The sequence below is a fragment of the Weissella viridescens genome (genome assembly GCF_003862435.1).
In the GTDB taxonomy this organism is placed as follows: Bacteria; Bacillota; Bacilli; order Lactobacillales; family Lactobacillaceae; genus Weissella; species Weissella viridescens_A.
This window is the reverse complement of the sequence record NZ_RHGY01000001.1, coordinates 199,394-221,842: the sequence shown is the minus strand read 5'-3', so window position 1 is coordinate 221,842 and position 22,449 is coordinate 199,394. Positions and strand designations below refer to the sequence as shown.

Below are 22,449 nucleotides of genomic sequence, written 5' to 3'. Positions count from 1 at the left end.
AAAACACTTTTAGGTTAATTATAGATTTGGCCCTGTGAATTGCCTGTTTTGTTTTACTTATGTCGGTTTAGAATTTGATGCTTGTGTCAGAATCTCTGACTTCTACATCATCACCTAGAATTTGATAAATTACTGGTGTCCAATATGATGCACTGTCCGATTCAGCACCAAAAATAACTTCACGCATTTTTACACCTTTAACTTTTGTAAACAATCGTGGGTCATTTTGATCATGTTCAGCTTCTTTATAATCCTTTGTCAATCTTAAAATTCGATACTCATCTTCATACTGATATTGTTTATCCTTAATCAAAAATTTAATCCGATCAAACTCCCATTGAATAAACTCAATAACATTTTCTACATTCTTTTTTTCATTTTTAGGCTGTGGTAGAGATTTTAAGCTATCATACACATCTATTAAGTCATTAAATACACATTTAATTTTTTTAAGCAATTTGTCTGCTTCTTTTTTATTTTTGGAAGTGCCACCCTTTTCTCCATAATAGTAAATTTTATAAAGCAATGACTTTTCATCCACATGTTCCTTCTCACTGCCACTTACTTTTGAAAAACTATTTTGCGTCTGGGTTGACTGATCTTCAACACTAGTATTTGACATAGTTTCATTTTGACCCGTAGTCTGTTCAAAAATACTATCTGGTAATTCCAGTCCTATTGCAACTCCTTTACCATTCCGACCATACATATTCCACATTGGAATATCATCTTTTTTGGTGAAAGTTAAAGATGCTATAAAAGCATGACTATCGTCTTGTTTAATCAACTCCTTAATCAATTGATTTATGCTTTTCTTGTTGACTCCCTTTTTGGCTTTCAGAACATCTCTTAAAAAATAATTTCCTTCAGTCGGGTCGTTCATATAATTTGTGTTATTTAATCTCAAGGTAATATCATTTTTAGAATTATCCTCCCCATTTAATCCTAAAAATATTTTCAAGACATCAACAGAGGTATACTGGAAAAACGAATGATTTTCTTTGTGCTTATTGGGTTTTACTCTTTTCACTGCGGCCCGATGTCTATTTTTTTTAAATCCCTTAACTAACGTTAAAAAGTAAAATATAGTTTTGATATACTCCTTTTCATTTTCAAAGTTCTTTAAATCAGAAAGTAGCGGTATTAAATGCTTATTATAAGTATCCAAGCTGGATTTTTTTATTTTTTCAGTGATTTCATCGACATCTAAGTTGTCAATCTGTTTGTTTATTTCAGAATTTTTAAAATCAACATCAAAAAAACTTGCACTACTTAACATATAACCTAACATTTCCAATGATTCACCATATGCATTGGAAATATTATTTTTTACAATATATTTATAAATTTTTTCGGCCTTTTCATCCTTAACATCTCTTCTTTCCTCTAATTCGAATGATCTATACCAATCTGAAACTGCCGCCAGTGCCCCTTTTTCTTCAATGTTAGAGTATGCATTACCTCTATTATTATAGTAAATTGCCTCATTATCATTCCGCGTAATTGCATCACTATATGACGCTATTGCGTCATCATAATCTTTATTATAATAATGTGCATTACCTTTATTGTTATAGTATTCGGGATTCTCATCATCCAACTTAATCGCCTCAATATATGACGCTATTGCGTCATCATAATCTTTTTTAGCCTCATTAGCATCTCCCTTAGCTCTCTGAGCATATCCTTTATTACTCTGCGCATTCCCAATTCTAAAGAAGTAATCCGGATTACCGTAATTTGGATTACTATTATACAGTTTAATTGCCTCATTTAATGACGTGATTGCATCATCATAATCACCTTGTACCCGCTGAGCAATCCCTTTGTTATTGAAGTAATCCGGATCACTGCCATCCAACTCTATTGCCTTATTATATGACGCTATTGCATCATCATAATCACCTTTTCCCTGCTGAGCATTTCCTTTGTTATTGAAGTAATCCGGATCATTGCCATCTAACTCTATTGCCTTATTATATGACGCTATTGCATCATCATAATTACCTTTATTCTTCTGTGCATTCCCTCTGTTGCTATAATAGAATGGATCACTGTCATCCAACTCAATAGCCTTATTATTTGACTCTATCGCGCCATCATAATCACCTTTATTGTTTTGAGAAACCCCTTTGTTATTGAAGTAATCCGGATTACTGCCATCCAACTCTATTGCCTTATTATATGACGCTATTGCATCATCATAATTACCTTTATTCTTCTGTGCATTCCCTCTGTTATTATAATAGAACGGATTACTGTCATCCAACTTTATGACCTTATTATATGACTCTATCGCGCCATCATAATCACCTTTATTGTTTTGAGCAATCCCTTTGTTATTGAAGTAATCCGGATCATTGCCATCCAACTCTATTGCCTTATTATATGACTCTATTGCGCCATCATAGTCGCCTTTGTCAAATTGGTCATTACCTAACTTAAAGTAATATTCCGCATCTTTCTGTGGTTCTTCATTTTGCTTTTCTTCACTCATAATTCATCTCCCATTGTTCACATATCTATACAAAAATAACGGCCAGCATCTGCTAGGTCGTTATTTTTTAATCTATTTTACTTCCACCACGTATCAAACACAGTGACAGGGCCTTGACGCTTGTGCTCCGTCTTGGCATACCAATTTTCAATCTTTTCTGCAACATCTTCAGGCACTTCCCGACCTTCAAGATAGTCATCAATGTTTGTGTAAGTTACACCCAATGCCACTTCATCTGGCAAAGCAGGACGGTCTTCTTCAAGATCGGCCGTTGGTGTCTTTTCATACAAATGCTTTGGGGCATCCAAATATTCAAGAATTTGGCGACCTTGGCGCTTGTCCAAACGATACAAAGGCGTGATGTCAGCGGCACCATCCCCAAACTTCGTGTAGAAACCAGTCACCGCTTCGGCAGCGTGATCCGTTCCCACAACAAGGCCACCATATTGACCAGCAACAGCGTATTGGAAAATCATACGTTGACGGGCTTTGATGTTTCCTTTGTTAAAGTCAGAAACTTCAACCGTGTTCGCTTCAACTTCCTTTACGGTGTCTTCAGTAACGGCTTGAATGTTCACACGGATGGTCTTATCGGCATTTTGCCAAGCAATCGCGTCTAAGGCATCTTGCTCATCAGCTTGTTCGTTGTATGGCAAACGCATGGCGATGAATTGATATTCAGCGTCACCCGTTTCTTCACGCAATTCAGCAATGGCAGTTTGCGCCATCTTACCTGCTAGGGTAGAATCTTGCCCACCGGAAATACCAAGTACATACGTCTTCAAATGCGTTGATTGGAGGTAACCCTTCAATAGATCAACTGAGCGGCGGAATTCCTTGGCTGGATCGATTTCTGGTTGTACCCCTAATGCATTAATAATTTCTTGTTGCTTTTCACGCATAGCATTTGCTTCCTTTTTTAGTATTTCTCCAAGTTTTCATTTTCACTTGAAAGTTCTTTAACATAGGCACGGATATCATCAATCAATGCCATCTTATTATCCCAAGCCTTCTTAGACAAATCAACTGGGTATTCTTGTGGATTCAAATCACGACGGTACTCTGGCCATAGTGCATGCAAGGCTTCATGTGAGTATTGACGAATATCCTTAACCGCTGGTGATTCATAAACGACTTCACCGTCAACCACAACGTCATGCAAAATTGGGCGAGCCGTGTAATCCTTAACGGTCTTATTCAAATATGGATAGTTAGGGTGGAACATGTAAAGCCCTTCTGGCAAATCACGTGGGTCTTCATCACTCAAGGCAATGTAGTCACCTTGTGACTTACCATCTTTATTAGAGGTAATGCGCCATACTTGCTTCTTACCTGGTGTTGAAATCTTTTCGGCTGATCCAGAAATCTTAATGGTATCAACCATCTCACCCTTATCATTTTCAATTGATACAACCTTATAGACGCCACCCAAAGCAGGTTGGTCATAAGCAGTAATCAACTTCGTTCCAATTCCCCAAACATCAATCTTGGCGTCTTGGCGCTTCAAACTTGTGATGGTTTCTTCATCTAAGTCGTTTGATGCGTAAATCTTAGCATCTGGGAAGCCAGCATCATCCAACATGTGACGGACACCCTTTGAAAGGTACGCCATATCACCTGAGTCAATGCGGACGCCTTGGAAGTTAATCTTATCACCAAATTCCTTGGCAACACGGATTGCTGCTGGGACACCAGAATGCAATGTGTCATATGTGTCGACTAAGAAGACCACATCACGGTGTGTTTCCGCGTAAGCCTTGAAAGCTTCATAATCACTGCGGTAAGTTTGCACCAAACTGTGCGCATGTGTTCCTGAGATAGGAATGTTAAATAACTTTCCAGCGCGGACATTTGACGTTGCGTCAAACCCACCGATATAGGCCGCACGGGTTCCCCACAATGCTGCATCCATCTCTTGGGCACGACGCGTACCGAACTCTAATAGACCTTGATTGCCGACGACCGTGCGAATACGCGCAGCCTTAGTTGCAATCAGTGTCTGGTAATTTACAATATTTAACAAAGGCGTTTCGATCAATTGGGCATCGAAAACATTTCCTTCAACTTGCAGAATGGGTTCATTATTGAAGACTGGCTCACCTTCCATAGGTGCGCGGACAGTTCCTTTGAATTGCCAGTTTTCCAAATAATCGATAAAGCTTGAGTCAAATTCGCCACATTCCCGTAGATAAGCAATATCAGTTGCTGAGAAGTGTAGTCCGTTCAAGTAGTCGAGCACACGTTCGAGCCCGGCAAAAATAGCATAACCATTTTCAAAAGGCATCTTACGGAAATACATTTCAAAGACGGCCTGACGTTCATGGATGCCTTCTAGAAAATAAGTTTGCATCATTGAAAGTTGATAGGCGTCTGTATGCAACGCTAAACTATCGTCGGGATATTGATTTGTCATGATAAGTCTCCATTGATAAATTTGATTGAATTCCATATAAATAAATCTTGTAATATATTTTACCACATTCGCTTGTGAAAAGTATAACATGAGCCAACTATCATTAAATTAAAAAAAGTATTTGACATTACTTGCATTATCATCTAGTATACAAATCAAGGAAATTAAGAGAAACAAGTTGAGCAGGAAAGTAAATTTAAAACACATGTCTCAGAGAAAACAACGTTAGGTGGGAGTTGTTACATGATGTTTGAATTGAAAATGGCCTGTGATTGGCGTTGATGAGCAGCAAGACTGTAAGTTAACGACGTATTGGTCTACGTTACAAGACACACGAATCGGCATAGCATCATATCGCTCACTGCCCGCTCGTTGCCGAGGTCTAGAAGAGCAATTTTCTAGGTAAAGTAGAATGGTAACACGGAAGATCCGTTTCTATATGTATTTTGTTAATCAAAGTACGTGTAGGAACGGGTCTTTTTTTTACCCACTTTTCCTGCAATTCGCCTCATGTCTCTTAAGTCGCATTTATTTAGATATTTTTATAGGAAAAGGAGTTATATCTATGTCAAAGTTTATTAAGTTTGGAACTATCGCCGCAACTACCCTTATCGCTGCTTCTGCAGCTGCCCCACTTGTGTCTGGTACACCAGTTCATGCGGACAGCAAGCCTACGACTGTCACCGTTGGTCTAGTTGGATCTGATGAAACTGATATCTGGAAGGAAGTTGCTAAGACTGCCAAGGATAAGTACAACATCAAGATTAAGACAAAGACGTTCACTGATTACAACCAACCTAACAAGGCGGTTGCCGATGGTTCAATCGATTTGAACGCATTCCAACACCACTACTTCTTGGATGATTGGAATGACCACAATGGTAACAAGGTTAAGGCCATTGGTGATACGTTCATCACGCCAATCCGTTTGTACTCAAATGATGCCAAGAAGGCTTCAAGCTTTAAGAAGGGGGATACCATTGCGGTTCCGAATGACCCAACAAACGAAGGTCGTTCATTGAAGGTTCTTGAAAGTGCAGGTTTGATTAAGCTTAAGGATACAAAGTTGCCAACAACTAAGGATATTAAGCAAAACAAGAAGGACATCAAGATTAAGGAACTTTCAGCTGATCAAGTTGCTGGTGCCTTCAAGTCAAAGAGCGTTCAAGGCGCTGTGATCAACACTAACTATGCGCAAGAAGCTAAGATTAACTTGAAGTCAGCGATTTACGTTGAACCAGTTAACAAGGATTCAAAGCAATGGGTTAACGTGATTGCCGCTAAGAAGAGCAAGGCTGATAAGACGGCTTACAAGGATGTCGTTAAGGCATACCAAACTAAGGCAACTGAAAAGGCCATGAAGAAGGAACACGGTGATGCCGAAATTCCTGCTTGGAACAAGAAGTTCTAATTCGCATAAATCGATTCGGCGCATGTAGCAATATGTGCGCCGATACATATTTTATAAAGGGGAACGCATATGGCTGTTATTGAACTAAAAGATATTAATGTCACATTTAAACAAAAGAAACAAACCATCGTCGCTGTCCAAGACGAAAGCCTAACCGTTGAAAAAGGTGATATCTACGGTATCGTCGGTTACTCAGGGGCTGGTAAGTCAACGTTGGTCCGCACAATTAATTTATTACAACGTCCTACTTCTGGTTCAGTTAAAGTAAACGGAACTGAGATGACTGATCTTTCAGCAAACGCGTTGCGCGATGAACGTAAGAATATCGGCATGATTTTCCAACACTTCAATTTAATGGATGAATTGACCGTATACGGTAATGTCGCGCAACCATTGAAGCACAGTAAACTTTCAAAGACGGAGAAGAAGGCTAAGATTGATCACCTCCTTGAATTGGTTGGTTTGTCTGACCGTAGTAGTAACTACCCTTCTCAACTTTCAGGTGGGCAAAAGCAACGTGTTGCCATTGCCCGTGCCTTGGCGAATGACCCTGAAATTTTGATTTCGGATGAAGCGACTTCTGCGCTTGATCCTAAGACGACTAATCAAATCCTTGGGATTCTAAAGCGCCTTAACGAAGAACTTGGTCTAACCATCGTTTTAATTACACACGAAATGCAAGCCATCAAGGAAATTGCCAACAAGGTTGCCGTTATGGAAGATGGAACCATCATCGAACGTGGTAGCTTACTTGAAATCTTCACGAACCCACAACAAAAGTTGACAAAGGACTTCATTAACACGGCCACAAACCGTGACGAAGCTTTGCTCAATGTCCGTGAACTTTTGAGTGAAAAGCCATTGGCAGATGATGAACAACTTTACCAAATCAATTATGTTGGTAATGACACGGCGCAACCACTCCTTTCAACAATCTATGCTGATTACCAAGTTACAACGAACATTCTGTATTCAAATATGGAAATTCTTACTAAGACACCCGTTGGTCTTGCCATCGTTGTCCTTAAGGGAACCGATGAGAATATTCGGACTGCGGTTTCAAGCCTAGTTGATCACGGTGTGCATGTCACACCACTTGATGCAGAAAAGGAGGATGCTTAATATGCTAGAATGGATTCAAACAAATCTCCCTGGTGTTTATTCCCTTGGTTGGGGTGGTGACTCTGGTTGGGGAACTTCAATTGCACAAACACTTTACATGACTCTAGGTGCTGCCGTATTCGGTGGACTACTTGGTTTAGCTTTTGGAATCGGGCTTGTCATTACTGATGAGCACGGTATTCGTGCCAATCGTACTGTTTTCGAAATTCTCGACAAGGTTGTCTCAATTGGACGAGCAATCCCATTCATTATCATGGTGGTTGTCTTCTCACCTTTGACACAATTAATCACTGGAACGACTATTGGAACAACAGCCGCATTGGTTCCCCTTTCACTAGGGGTCTTCCCATTCTACGCCCGTCAGGTACAAGTTGCCTTACTCGGGGTTTCAGATGGTAAGGTCGAAGCTGCCCGTTCATTTGGGGCAAGTAACTGGGATATCATCCACGATGTTTATCTTCGCGAAGGGCGTTCAGAACTTGTGCGTGTTTCAACTGTCACAATGATTAGCTTGGTCGGACTAACTGCCATGGCTGGTGCCATTGGTGCTGGTGGACTTGGAACAACAGCCATCGTAACTGGTTACCAACGATTCCAAAACGACGTTATGTGGACTGCAACCATCTTAATTTTGCTCTTCATCGTCTTAATTCAATTCGTTGGAGACTTAATTGCACGTCACTACAGTCATCATTAATCAATATAAATAAAAGGACGTCTAACTTAACTGTTAGACGTCCTTTTTCTATTGCCAGCAAGCATAATGTCTATTCATCACATACCCGAGCCTGGCAAGCTGTTATTCAGCATGTAAAGACCGGTTTTATACGATACAGTCTACCTTAATTGACATGTCAGCACTCTGAAATAGATGATATTCAAAAATACCTATGTATACAAAAAAACCTCGCACATCAGCGAGCGCGATGATCAAAGATCACCATTCAACCTAGACTTGGCGACAGCCATCATCGTAACGGTTTATACTCAAAGATATGAGAGATTCCATTGTTAATTTTTTGTTATTAATCAACTAATAAATTAGTCAACCAATTCCAAGATAACCATTGGAGCAGCGTCTCCACGACGTGCATCCAACTTCAAGATACGAGTGTAACCACCCGCACGTCCTTCAAAACGTGGTGCAACATTGTCAAACAAGAATTGCACTGCATTTTGAATCTTGATGTTATCATCTTCGGTCGTTTGTACGTCTGCAACGACATTACGCATGAAAGCAGCGGCCTTACGGCGTGAAGCCAAATCACCACGCTTACCAAGTGTAATCATCTTATCTGCAGTACGACGAACTTCCTTCGCGCGAGCTTCAGTCGTTTCGATACGACCGTTAATCAACAATGAAGTTGTTAAATCACGCAACATAGCCTTACGTTGTGAGCTAGTACGTCCCAACTTACGGTATCCCATGAGTGTATCCTCCTTTTCTTGGAATTCTATTTATTTAATTTAATCTTCCTTGCGGAACCCTAAATCATGCTGAGCCAGCTTATCCTGGATTTCGTCAAGTGACTTGCGGCCTAGATTACGAACAGTCATCATCTGAGCTTCTGAACGATCAGTAAGCTCTTGAATTGTGTTGATTCCAGCACGCTTTAGACAATTATATGAGCGGACAGAAAGATCCAATTCTTCAATCGGAACTTCAGCATGTTTGCTTGTTGTCGTTTCTTCCTTGTCTACCATAACTTGTGTCTCAGCAGCGCGTTCTGATAATTCAATGAATGGCTTCAAGTGATCTGATAGAACACGCGCAGCCAAAGAAATAGCTTCAGTAGCTGTTAATGAACCGTCGGTCCAGATATCCATCGTCAACTTATCATAATCGTTACGTTGACCAACACGAGTTTCTTCAACTTGATAATTTACGCGTTCGATTGGGGTAAAGATTGAATCAATTGCTAGAACACCAATAGGCGTATCTTCATGCAAATCCTTATTCTGGTCACCTGAAACATAACCGCGACCGCGAACAGCAGTCACCGTCATATGCAAAGTAGCACCAGCAGCAACAGTTGCAATGTATTGATCCTTATTCAAGACCTCAACATCAGCATCACCAACGAAATCGCCGGCAGTTACTGTTGCGGGTCCATTAACATTTACTTCGAGCGTCTTCTCATCATCACTATCGATACGCATTGAGACCTTTTTAAGGTTTAAGATGATTTGCGTGACATCTTCAACAACTCCTTCGACCGTTGAAAATTCATGCAAAACGCCATCAATTTGTACTGAGTTGATTGCCGCACCGGGCAATGAAGACAACAATACACGGCGTAGGGAGTTACCCAAAGTAGTTCCGTAACCACGTTCAAGCGGCTCAACCACAAACTTACCGTAATTACTATCCTCTTCAACCAGTGTAATCTTTGGGTTTTCGAATTCAAGCATACTGTTTGTTACCCCTTTCAAAGCATTGTGTGCTAACTAGTTGCATCAACAATTAGACACGACGACGCTTTGGTGGACGTGAACCGTTGTGAGGTACTGGAGTAACATCCTTAATGGCTGTTACTTCAAGACCTGCAGCGGCTAACGCACGAATAGCTGACTCACGTCCTGAACCAGGACCCTTGACAGTTACTTCAACAGTCTTCATGCCGTTTTCCATTGCTGACTTTGCAGCTGCTTCAGCAGCCATTTGTGCAGCGAATGGTGTAGACTTACGGCTACCCTTGAAACCAAGAGCACCAGCTGATGACCATGATACTGCGTTACCTTGAACGTCAGTAATCATGACAATCGTGTTGTTGAACGTTGCGTGAATGTGAGCTACACCACTTTCAACGTTCTTTTTAACACGACGCTTACGATTTGTACGACCTGCCATAATCAAGTAATCTCCTTCCTTTAAAAATTAATTACTTCTTCTTACCTGCAATAGAAACAGCTGGGCCTTTACGTGTACGTGCATTGTTCTTCGTGTTTTGACCACGAACGGGCAAATTACGACGATGACGTAGACCACGGTATGATCCCATTTCCTTCAAGTTCTTAATGTTCATTGATACTTCGCGACGCAAGTCACCTTCCACCTTAATACCATCAACGATGGCACGGATGGCGTCTTCTTGGTCGGGAGTTAGGTCACGAACACGAACGTCTTCAGAAACACCAGCTTCAGAAAGAATCTTTTCTGCAGTTGTGTTACCGATTCCGTATACATATGTCAATGCAATCACGATACGCTTATCGCGAGGCAAATCAACACCAGCAATACGAGCCATTACGATTACCTCCTATATTTTTTATTGTTTCAAGAATGCAATTAAGCACCTTGACGTTGCTTGTGCTTAGGGTTTGCAGAGCAAATCACCATAACACGACCGTTACGCTTAACCACTTTACAGTGATCGCACATAGGCTTTACAGATGGACGAACCTTCATAATATTTACCTCCCCTTGGATTTTTGACCGTTAAATTACTTAATATAACGATACGTAATACGACCCTTAGTCAAATCATATGGCGACATTTCTACCGTCACACGATCTCCTGGTAAGATACGAATAAAGTTCTTACGAATCTTACCTGAAACGTGAGCTAAGATAGTCGCCCCGTTTTCCAATTCAACGGTAAACATGGCATTAGGCATAGTTTCTTTCACAATGCCTGAAATTTCAATAACATCTTTGGCCACGTTGCTGCCTCCTTAGTGTGACATTGGAGAACGTAACACGTAATTATACCATACTGAATTTGAATATCCAATATGATATTTACGAATTACTACCCCAAGTTATCCAATACTGTTTCAACATCAGTGAACACATCATCTAGGTCTTTTGCACCATCAATTTTGTGTAGGACACCCTTATCCGCATAAAACTTAGCAATAGGTTCTGTCAACTCACCATTGACGTTCAAACGATTTTGAATGACTTCAGGAGTGTCATCAGCTCGACCACGAGCCATCATTCGTTGAACTAGAACATCATTATCAGCAGTAAAGTAAAGCACAGCGTTAATATCGCGGCCTTGCTTTGCTAACATTTGTTCTAAAGCTTCAGCTTGTTCAATGTTACGTGGATAACCATCAAGGATGAATCCATTTTTTGTATCATCTTGAGCTAACCGTTCTTCTACGATACCGTTAGTAACTTCGTCAGGGACAAGGTTACCGGCATCCATATAAGACTTTGCTTTCAAACCAAGTTCAGTTTCGTTAGCCATAGCCTCACGGAACATATCACCGGTACTAATATGTGGCAAGTTGTAAGTTTCAACAATCTTTGCAGCTTGAGTACCCTTTCCTACGCCAGGTAAACCTAGCAATACGATATTCTTGCTCATTTTGCTTTGACTCCTTCTTGAATAAAACCAACATACTGACGCTTCATTAACAATCCTTCCAGTTGGCGAATTAAGTCAAGTGCAACACCGATAACGATCAAAATTGATGTACCAGACATTGCCAATTGACCATCTAAGCCAAAGGCGTGGGTAGCTAGGACCGGTGTCAATGCAACAAATCCTAGGAAGAATGCTCCGACAACTGACAAACGCATCAAAAGACCAGATAACCAGTTTTCTGTTGCGCGTCCAGGTCGAACGCCCACGATGTAACTACCTTGCTTTTGCAAATTCTCAGCAACCTTTTCAGGATTAACCTGGACAAAGGCATAGAAGAACGTAAACAAGACAATTAATGAGGTATATAAAATACCACCTTGTACAGTTTGCATGTTTAGGTATTGCATGATTGTCGTGTACCAAGGAGCATCTCCAAACTTAGTTGCAAATAATTGCAAAATCGTTTGAGGCGTCACCATAATTGATGACGCGAAGATAACAGGGATCACACCAGCAACATTGACCTTCAAAGGTAAGTAAGACGTACTTCCTGACCCCTTTGCTTGTCGTGTATATTGCATTGGAATCTTACGGATTGCTTGGTTGAACCAAGTGATGAATCCGACAACAATCAAAAAGATGATTAAGATTCCAACCATGAAAGCCCAACCTCGCGCTTGGTCGGCACTAACAATGACATGTTCTCTGAACAACTTGTATACAGACGAAGGAACTCGTGCAATAATTCCTGCGAAAATCAACATTGAGACACCTTGGCCAAGACCATGACTTGTAATCATGTCTCCAAGCCAAACAGCAAACATAGTTCCGGCGGTTAAAATAAACCCGATCAGAATGTATGTTTGCGCATTAGGCGTGCTAACCAAGTTCACTTGGCTTAGTTGATTAAACCCAGCAGTAATTCCAATAGATTGGACGAACGCTAGGAAAATAGTCAAATAGCGGGTCACTTGGTTTAACTTACGTCGACCAACTTCACCTTGTTTTGACCATTCAACAAATCGTGGCACAATATCCATTTGAAGGAGCTGTACCACGATTTGTGCAGTAACGTATGGTGAAACTCCCATTGCGAACAATGAATAATTTGTAAGACCACCACCGCTAAACATATTCAAAATGCTGCCGAGTCCAGAAGATGCAACGTCCTGTAGTGCCAATGGATTAATACCAGGAATGGTAATTTGAGCACCGATTCTGTATACAACCAAAATCGCTAAAGTGAAGAACAATTTATTACGAATGTCTTTAACTTTTAGAGATTGGAACACGGTTTTTAGCATTAAATCACCTCAGTCTTACCACCAGCTGCTTCAATTGCTGAAACGGCTGAAGCTGAGAACTTATTAGCTTTAACAGTCAATGACTTTTCCAATTGACCGTTTGCTAAGATCTTAATGCCACTAAGTTCGTTCTTAACGATACCTGATTCTACCAACAATGCTGGTGTAACTTCAGTACCATTGTCAAACTTGTTCAACGCATCAAGGTTTACGACTGCGTAATCCTTGCGGTTGATGTTCGTAAATCCACGCTTTGGCTTACGACGGAACAAAGGCATTTGTCCACCTTCGAAGCCCATGCGTACCTTACTACGAGCCTTTTGACCTTTTTGACCACGTCCAGCGGTCTTTCCATTACCTGATGATTCACCACGTCCAACACGGTTGCGGACTGAGCGTGAACCCTCGGCTGTTTGGAGTTCATTAAGCTTCATTAGGGTTGTACCTCCTTCAAAGCAATCTAATAACTACTTAACTACTTCAACAGTAATTAAGTGAGCAATCTTAAATAGTGCACCACGCGTTGCTGCGTTGTCAGGCAATACGACTGAAGAGTTCACCTTGTTCAAACCAAGTGACTTAACAATCGCGCGCTGATTTGGCTTACGGTGAGCAGCACTCTTAACAAGTGTAACCTTTACTTGATCGGTCATTTTCTGCCTCCTTAATCTGCCAAGTGCTCAAGTGAGACCTGACGCATTTCAGCAACTTCTTCAGCGTTCTTCAAAGACTTGATTGCTTCAAAAGTTGCGCGAACAACGTTAATTGGTGTAGCAGAACCTAGAGACTTTGCAGTCACGTCGGCTACGCCACCCAAATCCATAATAGCACGAGAAGCTCCACCGGCAGCTACTCCAGAACCTTCAGCAGCGGGCTTAAGCAAAACACGGCCACCACTGTAGACACCCAAAGTAGAGTGAGGAAGGGTCGTACCAACCATTGGGATAGCAACGATATTACGCTTTGCATCTTCAACAGCCTTACGGATAGCTTCTGGCACTTCTTGTGCCTTACCAGTTCCGAAACCAACATGTCCGTTGTGATCACCAACGACTACAAGTGCTGCGAAGCGTAGACGACGTCCACCCTTAACAACCTTTGTAACACGGTTGATGGCTACAACATTTTCTTCAAGCTCTCCGAGCGTTTTTGGATCGATATAAGCCATTTTATTTCCTCCTTCCCTTAGAACTTCAAACCAGCTTCACGAGCTGCTTCTGCCAACGCTTGCACACGACCATGGTACAAGTAACCACCACGATCAAATACAACGTCTTCAATGTTAGCAGCCTTAGCGCGTTCTGCGATCAAAGCTCCTACCTTAGCAGCTTGCTCTGTCTTTGGTGCAGTTTCAACAGCACTGTCCAAAGTTGAGGCACTAGCAAGCGTCACACCCGCTACGTCATCAATTAATTGCGCGTAGATGTTCTTGTTAGAACGGTAAACGTTCAAGCGTGGGCGCTCAGCAGTACCAGAAATCTTTCCACGAACACGTGTGTGTCGGTGTTGACGCACTTTGTTCTTGTCTGACTTCGTAATCATTGTTCGTAACCTCTTTTTTCAAAATTTTAGAAGATATACCAATAAGTAAATCCGGAAACGTTGCGGATCCGGCTAAACAGAATGTTTAGATTACTTACCAGTCTTACCTTCCTTACGTGCAACGTGTTCGTTTTCGTAGCGAATACCCTTACCCTTATAAGGTTCAGGTGAACGTACGGCACGAATTTCAGCAGCAAAATCTCCAACGCGTTGCTTGTCGATTCCACTAATAATAATTGTCAAAGTATCTGGTACTTCAACTTGTAACTCTTCACGATCTGCAAATTCAACAGGGTGTGAATAACCGACGTTCAATACAAGGTTGTTTCCTTGCTTTGCGGCACGGTATCCAACACCGACAAGCTTCAAAGTTTTCTTGAAACCATCTGTTACACCCTCGACCATGTTAGCAACATTGGCGCGAGTTGTTCCGTGAAGGGCCTTGATTCGACCTTCATCTGAAGGACGAGTGAAAGTAACAACGTCACCTTCTACTGTGAATTGGATTTCGGGAGCGATTTCGCGTGAAAGCTCACCCTTTGGTCCCTTAACAGTTACAACGTTACCATCACGTGTAATTTCAACACCTGCTGGCAAAGTAACTGGTTTATTACCAATACGACTCATGAGTAGACACCTCCTTGTTAGATTTTATTTATTACCAGACGTAAGCTAATACTTCTCCACCAATACCCTTGGCGCGAGCTTCCTTATCGGTGATGACACCTTCAGAAGTTGAGATGATAGCGATACCTAATCCGTTCAATACCTTAGGTACATCATCTGACTTAACATATGAACGTAGCCCTGGCTTTGAAATACGCTTCAAACCAGAAATTACGCGAGTCTTGTCAGGTCCATACTTAAGGAAGACACGAATGACACCTTGCTTGTCATCTTCAATGTATTCAACGTCACGAACAAAGCCTTCGTTCTTCAAAATCTCGGCGATGTCCATCTTGATCTTAGATGCAGGTACTTCTACTGAATCGTGACGAACCATGTTCGCATTACGAATGCGAGTCAAAAAGTCTGCAATTGGGTCAGTCATTGACATTGATGTTGCCTCCTATTATATATTTCTGTAAATCAGTTAAAGATTACTTTGAGAAAGGCATACCCAATTGAGTAAGCAATTCACGCGCTTCTTCGTCAGTGTTGGCAGTTGTAACAACAACAATATCCAAACCACGGACGCGGTTAACAGCATCGTAATCAATTTCTGGGAAAATAAGTTGTTCACGAATTCCCAACGTGTAGTTTCCTCGACCATCAAAGGCCTTTGGTGAAACTCCACGGAAGTCACGAACACGTGGCAATGAAACGTTGATTAACTTATCCAAAAAGTCATACATACGCTCACCACGCAAAGTAACCTTAGTACCGATTGCCATACCCTCACGCAAACGGAAGCCAGCGATTGACTTCTTGGCGCGAGTGATAACTGGCTTTTGACCAGCAATCAATTCTAATTCAGCAACAGCTTCATCTAAGTTCTTTGAGTTTGAGACAGCGTCACCAACACCCATATTCAAAACGATCTTTTCGATCTTTGGAGTTTGCATGATTGATGAGTAATCAAACTTTTCCATCAATGAAGGTGTAACTTCACTGGTGTACTTTTCTTTTAAACGATTTGCCATGATTATGATTTCCTCCTTTCACCTAAATTAAGCTAAAGTCTTTCCAGACTTCTTAGCAAAACGTACCTTCTTACCATCTTCAACCTTGTAACCAATTTTTGTTGGTTCGTTAGTAGAAGGGTCAAGCAATTGTACGTTTGAAACGTGGATAGGAGCTTCTTGCTCAATAATTCCACCTTGTGGATATTGGTTATTTGGCTTTTGATGCTTCTTAACCATGTTTACACCTTCAACAACAACACGGTCTTGTCCGGTAATAGTCTTAACAACTGAACCTTCCTTGCCCTTGTCCTTGCCGGCGATAACCTTAACCTTGTCACCAGTCTTTACAAACATGCGAGGCTTCCTCCTTGATTTAATGATGGTAATTACAATACTTCAGGTGCCAATGACACAATACGCATGTAATCATTGTCACGCAATTCACGCGCAACGGGGCCAAAAATACGTGTACCGACAGGGCTCTTGTCATCCTTTACGATAACAGCAGCGTTCTCATCAAACTTGATGTATGAACCATCAGTACGGTGAATTCCTGATACAGTACGAACGATAACGGCCTTAACGACGTCACCCTTCTTTACAGTACCACCAGGAATTGCTTGCTTAACAGTTGCGACGATCATGTCACCGACACCGGCGAACTTACGACCTGAACCACCCAAAACTTTGATTGTCAAAATTTCGCGTGCCCCAGAATTATCAGCAACCTTCAAACGACTCTCTTGTTGAATCACGATTATATCCTCCTTCCGTTATTGGTTAGATTCGAGATTAACGATTAGATAATAACGGCCTTCTCGACGATTTCTACCAAACGGAAGCGCTTTGTAGCTGACGTTGGACGCGTCTCCATGATGCGTACGATGTCACCTTCTTTAGCTTCGTTGTTCTCATCGTGAGCCTTAAACTTCTTCGTGTACTTAACACGCTTACCATAAACGGGGTGGTTCTTGTAGGTTTCAATGGCAACAGTAATTGTCTTATCCATCTTATCTGAAACCACGCGTCCTTGATAAACTTTACGTGCGTTACGATCTTCAGTCATACCGGTCTCCTCTCTTAGTCTACTTGTTTAATTCTTCTTGACGAATCGCAGTCTTGATACGTGCAATTTGCTTACGTACTTCAGACAATCGAGCCGTGTTCTCAAGTTGACCAGTAGCTAATTGGAAACGCAAGTTAAACAACTCTTCCTTGTAGCTCTTTTCCTTGGCAACCAACTCTGCTTGGCTGAGACCCTTGATTTCTTCTTGTAAGTCCTTGATCTTCATTATTCACCCTCCGTTTGGCGAGTCAAAATCTTAGTTCTGACAGGCAACTTGTTAGATGCGAGACGCAAGGCTTCGCGGGCAACTTCCTCAGACACGCCGCCAACTTCAAACATAACTGTGCCGCGCTTTACTGGGGCAACCCAACCTTCGGGAGTACCCTTTCCGTTACCCATACGAACACCGACACCCTTAGAAGTGTATGACAAGTGTGGATAAATCTTAATCCAAACCTTACCACCACGCTTCATGTAACGTGTCATAGCAATACGAGCCGCCTCGATTTGACGATTTGTAATCCAATGTGAGTCAAGGGCTTGTAGTCCAAACTCACCAAATGTTACTGTCTTACCACCCTTAGCTTCACCACGCATGTGGCCACGATGTGGACGACGATACTTAACACGCTTTGGAACTAGCATTTGTTACTCGCCTCCTTGCTTCTTTGACTTCTTCTCTGGCAAAACATCACCACGGTAAATCCAAGTCTTAACACCTAGTTGACCGTATGTTGTTGTTGCTTCATCCCATGAGTAATCAATGTCTGCACGCAATGTGTGCAAAGGCACTGTACCCTCAGTATATTGTTCGACACGAGCAATATCTGCACCGTTCAAACGTCCAGAAACTTGTACCTTGATTCCCTTGGCACCAGAACGCATTGCACGTTGGATAGCTCCACGCATTGAGCGACGGAAAGCCACACGGCGTTCCAAGTCAGCTGCAATTTGTGATCCTACCAAGTGAGCATCCAAATCTGGCTTCTTAATCTCAATGATGTTGATGTGTACGCGTTCACCCTTTGCCACAATCTTTGACAATTCGTTACGCAATGCATCAACTTCTGATCCACCTTTACCAATAACCATACCTGGCTTAGCAGTGTGGATTGAGATATTAACACGGTTAGCAGTACGTTCGATTTCGATACGAGAAACTGATGCATCTGCCAACTTAGTCTCGATATAATTACGCAAAGCTAAGTCTTCATGCAAGTTGTTTGCATAGTCTTTCTTATCTGCGTACCATTTAGCATCCCAGTCGCGAATGACGCCGACACGGAAACCGGTTGGGTTAATCTTTTGACCCATGACTCAATCCTCCTTACTTTTCTGTTACCACAATCGTGATGTGGCTTGTTCGCTTATTGATTGGTGAAGCAGAACCCTTGGCACGTGGACGGAAACGCTTAAGCGTTGGTCCTTCGTTGGCGAAGGCTTCTGAGACAACCAAATCTTCACGATCTAGTGAGAAATTGTTCTCAGCGTTTGCTACTGCTGAGTTCAATACTTTGTAAACATCAGTTGCAGAATGATTTGGCAAAAATTCTAAGATTGCAAAAGCTTCTGCGACTGACTTCCCACGCACTTGGTCAAGCACTAAGCGGACCTTACGTGGAGCCACACGAACGATATTCGCTGTGGCGCGTGCTGACGTAATTTGTTCAGCCATTGTACTGTCCTCCTAATTACTTACGTTGCGTCTTTTTGTCGTCTGCAGCGTGTCCGCGGAACGTACGCGTTGGGACGAATTCACCTAACTTGTGACCGACCATATCTTCTTGAACCAAAACTGGTACGTGCTTTCGTCCGTCATAAACGGCGAAAGTCAATCCGATAAAGCTAGGGAAAATTGTTGAACGACGTGACCATGTCTTGATGACTGTTTGCTTATCTGAAGCATTGGCTTGTTCAACCTTCTTCAACAAACTGGCATCAGCAAATGGTCCTTTTTTCAGGCTACGACCCATTCTGAGTCCTCCTCTCGTTTGCTTATAATAAGTTTTGAAATACTCAGGAAATTAGACTACTTGCTCTTACGACCACGAACAATGAACTTAGATGATTGAGCGTTCTTGTTACGAGTCTTCTTACCAGCAGTCTTCTTACCCCATGGTGACAATGGAGAAGGACGACCAACTGGGGCCTTTCCTTCACCACCACCGTGTGGGTGATCGTTAGGGTTCATTACAGATCCACGAACGTGTGGACGTTGACCCTTCCAACGACGACGACCAGCCTTACCCCAATTAATCAATGAGTGTTGTTCGTTTCCGACAACACCAATTGTGGCACGGTTAGTAGCCAAGATCATACGAACTTCACCTGATTGTAGGCGAACAAGAACGTACTTTCCTTCACGACCCAAAACTTGAGCAGAAGTTCCAGCAGAACGGACAAGTTGTCCACCCTTACCAGGCTTCATTTCAATATTGTGGATTTGTGTTCCATCAGGAATGATTGACAAAGGCAATGCATTTCCGACCTTAAAATCAGCATCAGGACCAGATTGAACAGTCATGCCCACTTCTAGACCCTTTGGTGCCAAGATATATGACTTAACACCGTCTGTGTATTGCAACAAAGCAATGTTAGCTGTACGGTTTGGATCGTATTCGATCGCAACAACCTTAGCAGGTACTTCATCCTTTGTACGCTTGAAGTCCACAACACGGTATTGGCGCTTGTGTCCACCACCACGATGGCGAACAGTCATGTGTCCATAAGAATTACGGGCACCTGTGTTTGACTTTGATTCCAACAAGCTCTTTTCTGGCGTCGTCTTTGTGATTTCTGAAAAATCAGAAGAAGTCATATTACGACGACCATTAGAGGTTGGCTTATACTTCTTAATAGCCACGCTAAGTTCCTCCTAATTAGTTTTCGTTGAACAATTGAATGTCCTTAGAAGCTGCTGACAACTTAACAGTTGCCTTCTTACGCTTCTTAGTGTAACCAGTATAGCGTCCTTGACGCTTAAGCTTACCACGTACGTTAGCTGTATTGATCTTTTCAACCTTTACGTCGAAAATTTCTTCAATAGCGCGCTTGATTTGTGGCTTTGTGGCGCGAACATCAACATCGAAACTGTAACGTTTTTCATCCAAAACGCTCATAGTTTGTTCAGTGATGACCGGGCGCAAAATGATATCGCGTGCGTCCATTATGCCAAAACCTCCTCAACTTGTGCCAAAGCTGATTGTACAACAACCAACTTATCATTGTTGATTACGTCAAGAACGTTAACACCCTTAGCAGTCATAACAGTCACGTTTTGTAGGTTACGTGCTGCCAATGTTGCGTTTGTGTTGTCATCGTCCAAGACTACCAACGTCTTACCATCTACATTCAAGTTATCCAAAACGCTCTTGAATTCCTTAGTCTTTGGTGCGTCGAATGTCAATGCATCAACAACTACCAATGAAGAATCCAAAACCTTTTGTGACAACACTGACTTCAATGCCAAACGGTATGCCTTCTTAGGCATCTTGTAAGCATATGAACGTGGAGTAGGTCCGAAGACAATTCCACCACCACGCCATTGTGGTGAACGGATTGATCCTTGACGGGCACGTCCAGTACCCTTTTGACGCCAAGGCTTCTTACCACCACCAGAAACGGCTGAGCGATTCTTAACAGCGTGAGTACCTTGACGCATCGATGCGCGTTGCATCAAAACAGCGTCAGTGATGACATTGTTGTTTGGCTCAATGGCAAAGATTGAATCATTCAATTCAACTTCTCCGGCGTTTGAACCGTCTTGCTTAAGTAAAGCAATCTTAGTCATATTATATTCCTCCTTTCGTCCTTATTACTTTGCCTTGATTGAATTCTTAACAGTAACAAGTGACTTGTTGGCACCTGGTACATTACCCTTGATCAAGATAACGTTGTTTTCAACGTCAACACGAACGATCTTCAAGTTTTGTACGGTACGCTTACGGTTACCCATGCGTCCAGGCAACTTCTTACCCTTGAACACACGATTGATAACAGCACCCATTGAACCTGGGCGACGGTGGTAACGAGATCCGTGAGCCATAGGTCCACGAGATTGTCCGTCCTTCTTGATGTTACCTTGGTAACCATGACCCTTTGTGATTCCAGTTACGTCAACAACTTCACCTTCGGCGAAAACGTCAACCTTAACTTCATCCCCAACATTGTATTCACCCTCAGCGTCGCGGATTTCACGAATGTAGCGCTTAGGGGTCGTGTTTGCCTTTTCGGCGTGACCTTGCTCAGGTTTGTTACTCAAAACGGCACGCTTGTCACCCAAACCAAGTTGAATTGCGCTGTAACCATCATTTTCCAAAGTCTTAACTTGGAGTACGACGTTTGGCGTTGCTTCAACCACAGTAACTGGGATAAGCTCACCATTCTCAGTGAATACCTGAGTCATGCCGACTTTGCGGCCTAAGATACCCTTAGTAGTCATGACTATCTCCTTTATAAATGTAATATCTTTATTTTCAGTCAGTTAGATGCTTGACTAGGCAAGTTAATGTTGTAATTAAAAATTACAACTTAATTTCGATGTCAACACCACTTGGCAATTCAAGCTTTGATAAAGCATCAACTGTCTTAGCGGTTGGATTCATGATATCGATCAAACGCTTGTGTGTGCGCATTTCGAATTGTTCACGTGAATCCTTGTTCTTGTGAGGTGAACGTAGCACCGTGTAAAGTGTGCGTTCTGTAGGCAATGGAATAGGTCCTGAAATTTCAGCACCTGTGCGGTTTGCCGTCTCAACAATCTTTTCTGCAGATGCATCCAAGATTTCGTGCTCGTATGCCTTCAAACGGATACGAATCTTCTTACTTGCCATGATATAAATTCTCCCTTCGTCCATATTGGAATATGAAACTAACTCCGTGGAAACTACCGACCCACCACGCAAGACTCCATGGCATGGATCTCGTGGCAATGCTGCCGGGTGTGTCGCAACCTCCCACATCATCGCTGTGTGTGTTTAGACACTATTGGAGTGGGTAATACCCTCTCTCAATTAGCGTACTTGAATATAATACACAATATTCCTGGAAATAACAAGCATTTTCGCAAATTAATTCTGGATTTCTCTGAAACGTTTTAATTCTGTAATATTCCACTTTTTGCTAATGTCTTTAATTTATATTATATAGGAAGA

At 42.0% G+C, this 22,449-nt stretch carries 34 protein-coding genes and 1 other annotated feature; of the genes, 3 read left to right on the top strand and 31 right to left on the bottom strand.

All coding sequences use genetic code 11. The annotated features are described in order from the left end of the window. Positions 1–67 precede the first annotated feature (67 nt). From D3P96_RS01170 to D3P96_RS01160, 3 genes are all read right to left on the bottom strand, one after another. The gene (locus D3P96_RS01170; protein WP_124942579.1) at positions 68–2,497 is read right to left on the bottom strand and encodes a tetratricopeptide repeat protein; all 2,430 of its coding nucleotides are present in this window, start codon (positions 2,495–2,497) and stop codon (positions 68–70) included. A gap of 77 nt (positions 2,498–2,574) precedes the next feature. Beyond that, positions 2,575–3,399 carry an ammonia-dependent NAD(+) synthetase gene (nadE, locus tag D3P96_RS01165; RefSeq protein ID WP_124942578.1) on the bottom strand — a complete coding sequence of 275 codons (825 nt, stop codon included), beginning with the start codon at positions 3,397–3,399 and terminating at the stop codon, positions 2,575–2,577. A gap of 17 nt (positions 3,400–3,416) precedes the next feature. Further along, positions 3,417–4,910 carry a nicotinate phosphoribosyltransferase gene (locus D3P96_RS01160; RefSeq protein ID WP_124942577.1) on the bottom strand — a complete coding sequence of 498 codons (1,494 nt, stop codon included), beginning with the start codon at positions 4,908–4,910 and terminating at the stop codon, positions 3,417–3,419. Positions 4,911–5,079: 169 nt separating this feature from the next. Beyond that, positions 5,080–5,350: a binding site (T-box leader), on the top strand. Between the two features lie 125 nt (positions 5,351–5,475). Here D3P96_RS01160 and D3P96_RS01155 point away from each other — a divergent pair. The 3 genes from D3P96_RS01155 to D3P96_RS01145 all read left to right on the top strand — a co-directional run bounded on the left by D3P96_RS01155 (position 5,476) and on the right by D3P96_RS01145 (position 8,140). Beyond that, positions 5,476–6,321: a MetQ/NlpA family ABC transporter substrate-binding protein gene (locus D3P96_RS01155; RefSeq protein WP_124942576.1), complete on the top strand. Its 846-nt coding sequence runs from the start codon at positions 5,476–5,478 to the stop codon at positions 6,319–6,321. A gap of 69 nt (positions 6,322–6,390) precedes the next feature. Then, positions 6,391–7,443: a methionine ABC transporter ATP-binding protein gene (locus D3P96_RS01150; RefSeq protein WP_124942575.1), complete on the top strand. Its 1,053-nt coding sequence runs from the start codon at positions 6,391–6,393 to the stop codon at positions 7,441–7,443. Position 7,444: 1 nt separating this feature from the next. After that, positions 7,445–8,140: a methionine ABC transporter permease gene (locus D3P96_RS01145; protein WP_057745235.1), complete on the top strand. Its 696-nt coding sequence runs from the start codon at positions 7,445–7,447 to the stop codon at positions 8,138–8,140. A 344-nt stretch (positions 8,141–8,484) separates the two neighbouring features. On the opposite strand, the gene rplQ is transcribed toward D3P96_RS01145, so the two are convergent. From rplQ to rpsJ, 28 genes are all read right to left on the bottom strand, one after another. After that, entirely contained in the window at positions 8,485–8,871 is a 387-nt protein-coding gene (gene rplQ, locus D3P96_RS01140; protein ID WP_057745232.1) for a 50S ribosomal protein L17, read from the bottom strand. A gap of 39 nt (positions 8,872–8,910) precedes the next feature. Continuing rightward, positions 8,911–9,855, bottom strand: a complete 945-nt coding sequence (locus tag D3P96_RS01135; protein WP_124942574.1) for a DNA-directed RNA polymerase subunit alpha — start codon at positions 9,853–9,855, stop codon at positions 8,911–8,913. A 52-nt stretch (positions 9,856–9,907) separates the two neighbouring features. After that, positions 9,908–10,294 carry a 30S ribosomal protein S11 gene (gene rpsK / locus D3P96_RS01130; protein WP_057745226.1) on the bottom strand — a complete coding sequence of 129 codons (387 nt, stop codon included), beginning with the start codon at positions 10,292–10,294 and terminating at the stop codon, positions 9,908–9,910. 31 nt (positions 10,295–10,325) lie between these two features. Continuing rightward, entirely contained in the window at positions 10,326–10,691 is a 366-nt protein-coding gene (gene rpsM / locus D3P96_RS01125) for a 30S ribosomal protein S13 (RefSeq protein ID WP_057745223.1), read from the bottom strand. Between the two features lie 41 nt (positions 10,692–10,732). Next, positions 10,733–10,852 carry a 50S ribosomal protein L36 gene (gene rpmJ / locus D3P96_RS01120; protein ID WP_057745219.1) on the bottom strand — a complete coding sequence of 40 codons (120 nt, stop codon included), beginning with the start codon at positions 10,850–10,852 and terminating at the stop codon, positions 10,733–10,735. Between the two features lie 35 nt (positions 10,853–10,887). Then, a complete protein-coding gene (infA, locus tag D3P96_RS01115) occupies positions 10,888–11,106 on the bottom strand; it encodes a translation initiation factor IF-1 (RefSeq protein WP_057745217.1) in 219 nt (72 codons plus the stop codon). Between the two features lie 89 nt (positions 11,107–11,195). After that, positions 11,196–11,759, bottom strand: a complete 564-nt coding sequence (locus tag D3P96_RS01110; protein ID WP_124942573.1) for an adenylate kinase — start codon at positions 11,757–11,759, stop codon at positions 11,196–11,198. After that, positions 11,756–13,063 (bottom strand): preprotein translocase subunit SecY, encoded by a 1,308-nt coding sequence (gene secY / locus D3P96_RS01105; RefSeq protein ID WP_124942572.1) that lies wholly within the window; start codon positions 13,061–13,063, stop codon positions 11,756–11,758. The genes D3P96_RS01110 and secY overlap by 4 nt, the downstream gene beginning before the upstream one ends. Next, complete coding sequence (rplO, locus tag D3P96_RS01100) at positions 13,063–13,497, bottom strand: 50S ribosomal protein L15 (RefSeq protein WP_057745208.1); 435 nt, start codon at positions 13,495–13,497, stop codon at positions 13,063–13,065. The genes secY and rplO overlap by 1 nt, the downstream gene beginning before the upstream one ends. 33 nt (positions 13,498–13,530) lie before the next feature. Continuing rightward, positions 13,531–13,716: a 50S ribosomal protein L30 gene (gene rpmD / locus D3P96_RS01095; protein WP_022791519.1), complete on the bottom strand. Its 186-nt coding sequence runs from the start codon at positions 13,714–13,716 to the stop codon at positions 13,531–13,533. An 11-nt stretch (positions 13,717–13,727) separates the two neighbouring features. Then, positions 13,728–14,231 (bottom strand): 30S ribosomal protein S5, encoded by a 504-nt coding sequence (gene rpsE, locus D3P96_RS01090; RefSeq protein WP_057745204.1) that lies wholly within the window; start codon positions 14,229–14,231, stop codon positions 13,728–13,730. A 17-nt stretch (positions 14,232–14,248) separates the two neighbouring features. Continuing rightward, positions 14,249–14,605 (bottom strand): 50S ribosomal protein L18, encoded by a 357-nt coding sequence (gene rplR, locus D3P96_RS01085; RefSeq protein WP_057745201.1) that lies wholly within the window; start codon positions 14,603–14,605, stop codon positions 14,249–14,251. Positions 14,606–14,695: 90 nt separating this feature from the next. Then, a complete protein-coding gene (gene rplF, locus D3P96_RS01080) occupies positions 14,696–15,232 on the bottom strand; it encodes a 50S ribosomal protein L6 (RefSeq protein WP_124942571.1) in 537 nt (178 codons plus the stop codon). Between the two features lie 31 nt (positions 15,233–15,263). Continuing rightward, complete coding sequence (gene rpsH / locus D3P96_RS01075; RefSeq protein WP_057745195.1) at positions 15,264–15,662, bottom strand: 30S ribosomal protein S8; 399 nt, start codon at positions 15,660–15,662, stop codon at positions 15,264–15,266. A 43-nt stretch (positions 15,663–15,705) separates the two neighbouring features. Next, entirely contained in the window at positions 15,706–16,248 is a 543-nt protein-coding gene (gene rplE, locus D3P96_RS01070; RefSeq protein ID WP_057745193.1) for a 50S ribosomal protein L5, read from the bottom strand. Between the two features lie 27 nt (positions 16,249–16,275). Beyond that, on the bottom strand, positions 16,276–16,584 hold the full coding sequence (rplX, locus tag D3P96_RS01065; protein WP_057745190.1) for a 50S ribosomal protein L24: 309 nt from the start codon (positions 16,582–16,584) through the stop codon (positions 16,276–16,278). A gap of 32 nt (positions 16,585–16,616) precedes the next feature. Continuing rightward, positions 16,617–16,985 carry a 50S ribosomal protein L14 gene (gene rplN, locus D3P96_RS01060; RefSeq protein ID WP_057745187.1) on the bottom strand — a complete coding sequence of 123 codons (369 nt, stop codon included), beginning with the start codon at positions 16,983–16,985 and terminating at the stop codon, positions 16,617–16,619. Between the two features lie 44 nt (positions 16,986–17,029). Beyond that, a complete protein-coding gene (rpsQ, locus tag D3P96_RS01055) occupies positions 17,030–17,296 on the bottom strand; it encodes a 30S ribosomal protein S17 (protein ID WP_057745184.1) in 267 nt (88 codons plus the stop codon). Between the two features lie 19 nt (positions 17,297–17,315). After that, positions 17,316–17,522, bottom strand: coding sequence for a 50S ribosomal protein L29 (rpmC, locus tag D3P96_RS01050; RefSeq protein WP_057745181.1), 207 nt, complete (start codon positions 17,520–17,522; stop codon positions 17,316–17,318). Next, positions 17,522–17,941, bottom strand: coding sequence for a 50S ribosomal protein L16 (rplP, locus tag D3P96_RS01045; RefSeq protein WP_057745179.1), 420 nt, complete (start codon positions 17,939–17,941; stop codon positions 17,522–17,524). The genes rpmC and rplP overlap by 1 nt, the downstream gene beginning before the upstream one ends. Positions 17,942–17,944: 3 nt before the next feature. Further along, entirely contained in the window at positions 17,945–18,610 is a 666-nt protein-coding gene (gene rpsC / locus D3P96_RS01040; RefSeq protein WP_057745176.1) for a 30S ribosomal protein S3, read from the bottom strand. A 13-nt stretch (positions 18,611–18,623) separates the two neighbouring features. Then, positions 18,624–18,971, bottom strand: coding sequence for a 50S ribosomal protein L22 (gene rplV / locus D3P96_RS01035; protein ID WP_057745174.1), 348 nt, complete (start codon positions 18,969–18,971; stop codon positions 18,624–18,626). A 16-nt stretch (positions 18,972–18,987) separates the two neighbouring features. Beyond that, the gene (gene rpsS, locus D3P96_RS01030) at positions 18,988–19,269 is read right to left on the bottom strand and encodes a 30S ribosomal protein S19 (RefSeq protein WP_057745172.1); all 282 of its coding nucleotides are present in this window, start codon (positions 19,267–19,269) and stop codon (positions 18,988–18,990) included. 56 nt (positions 19,270–19,325) lie between these two features. After that, positions 19,326–20,159, bottom strand: coding sequence for a 50S ribosomal protein L2 (gene rplB, locus D3P96_RS01025; RefSeq protein ID WP_057745169.1), 834 nt, complete (start codon positions 20,157–20,159; stop codon positions 19,326–19,328). Positions 20,160–20,175: 16 nt separating this feature from the next. Further along, a complete protein-coding gene (gene rplW, locus D3P96_RS01020) occupies positions 20,176–20,463 on the bottom strand; it encodes a 50S ribosomal protein L23 (RefSeq protein ID WP_124942570.1) in 288 nt (95 codons plus the stop codon). Then, positions 20,463–21,086 (bottom strand): 50S ribosomal protein L4, encoded by a 624-nt coding sequence (gene rplD, locus D3P96_RS01015; protein ID WP_124942569.1) that lies wholly within the window; start codon positions 21,084–21,086, stop codon positions 20,463–20,465. Before rplD ends, rplW begins: the two co-directional genes overlap by 1 nt. A gap of 24 nt (positions 21,087–21,110) precedes the next feature. After that, positions 21,111–21,737, bottom strand: coding sequence for a 50S ribosomal protein L3 (rplC, locus tag D3P96_RS01010; RefSeq protein ID WP_057745159.1), 627 nt, complete (start codon positions 21,735–21,737; stop codon positions 21,111–21,113). Between the two features lie 82 nt (positions 21,738–21,819). Next, positions 21,820–22,128, bottom strand: coding sequence for a 30S ribosomal protein S10 (gene rpsJ, locus D3P96_RS01005; protein ID WP_057745157.1), 309 nt, complete (start codon positions 22,126–22,128; stop codon positions 21,820–21,822). Positions 22,129–22,449: the final 321 nt, after the last annotated feature.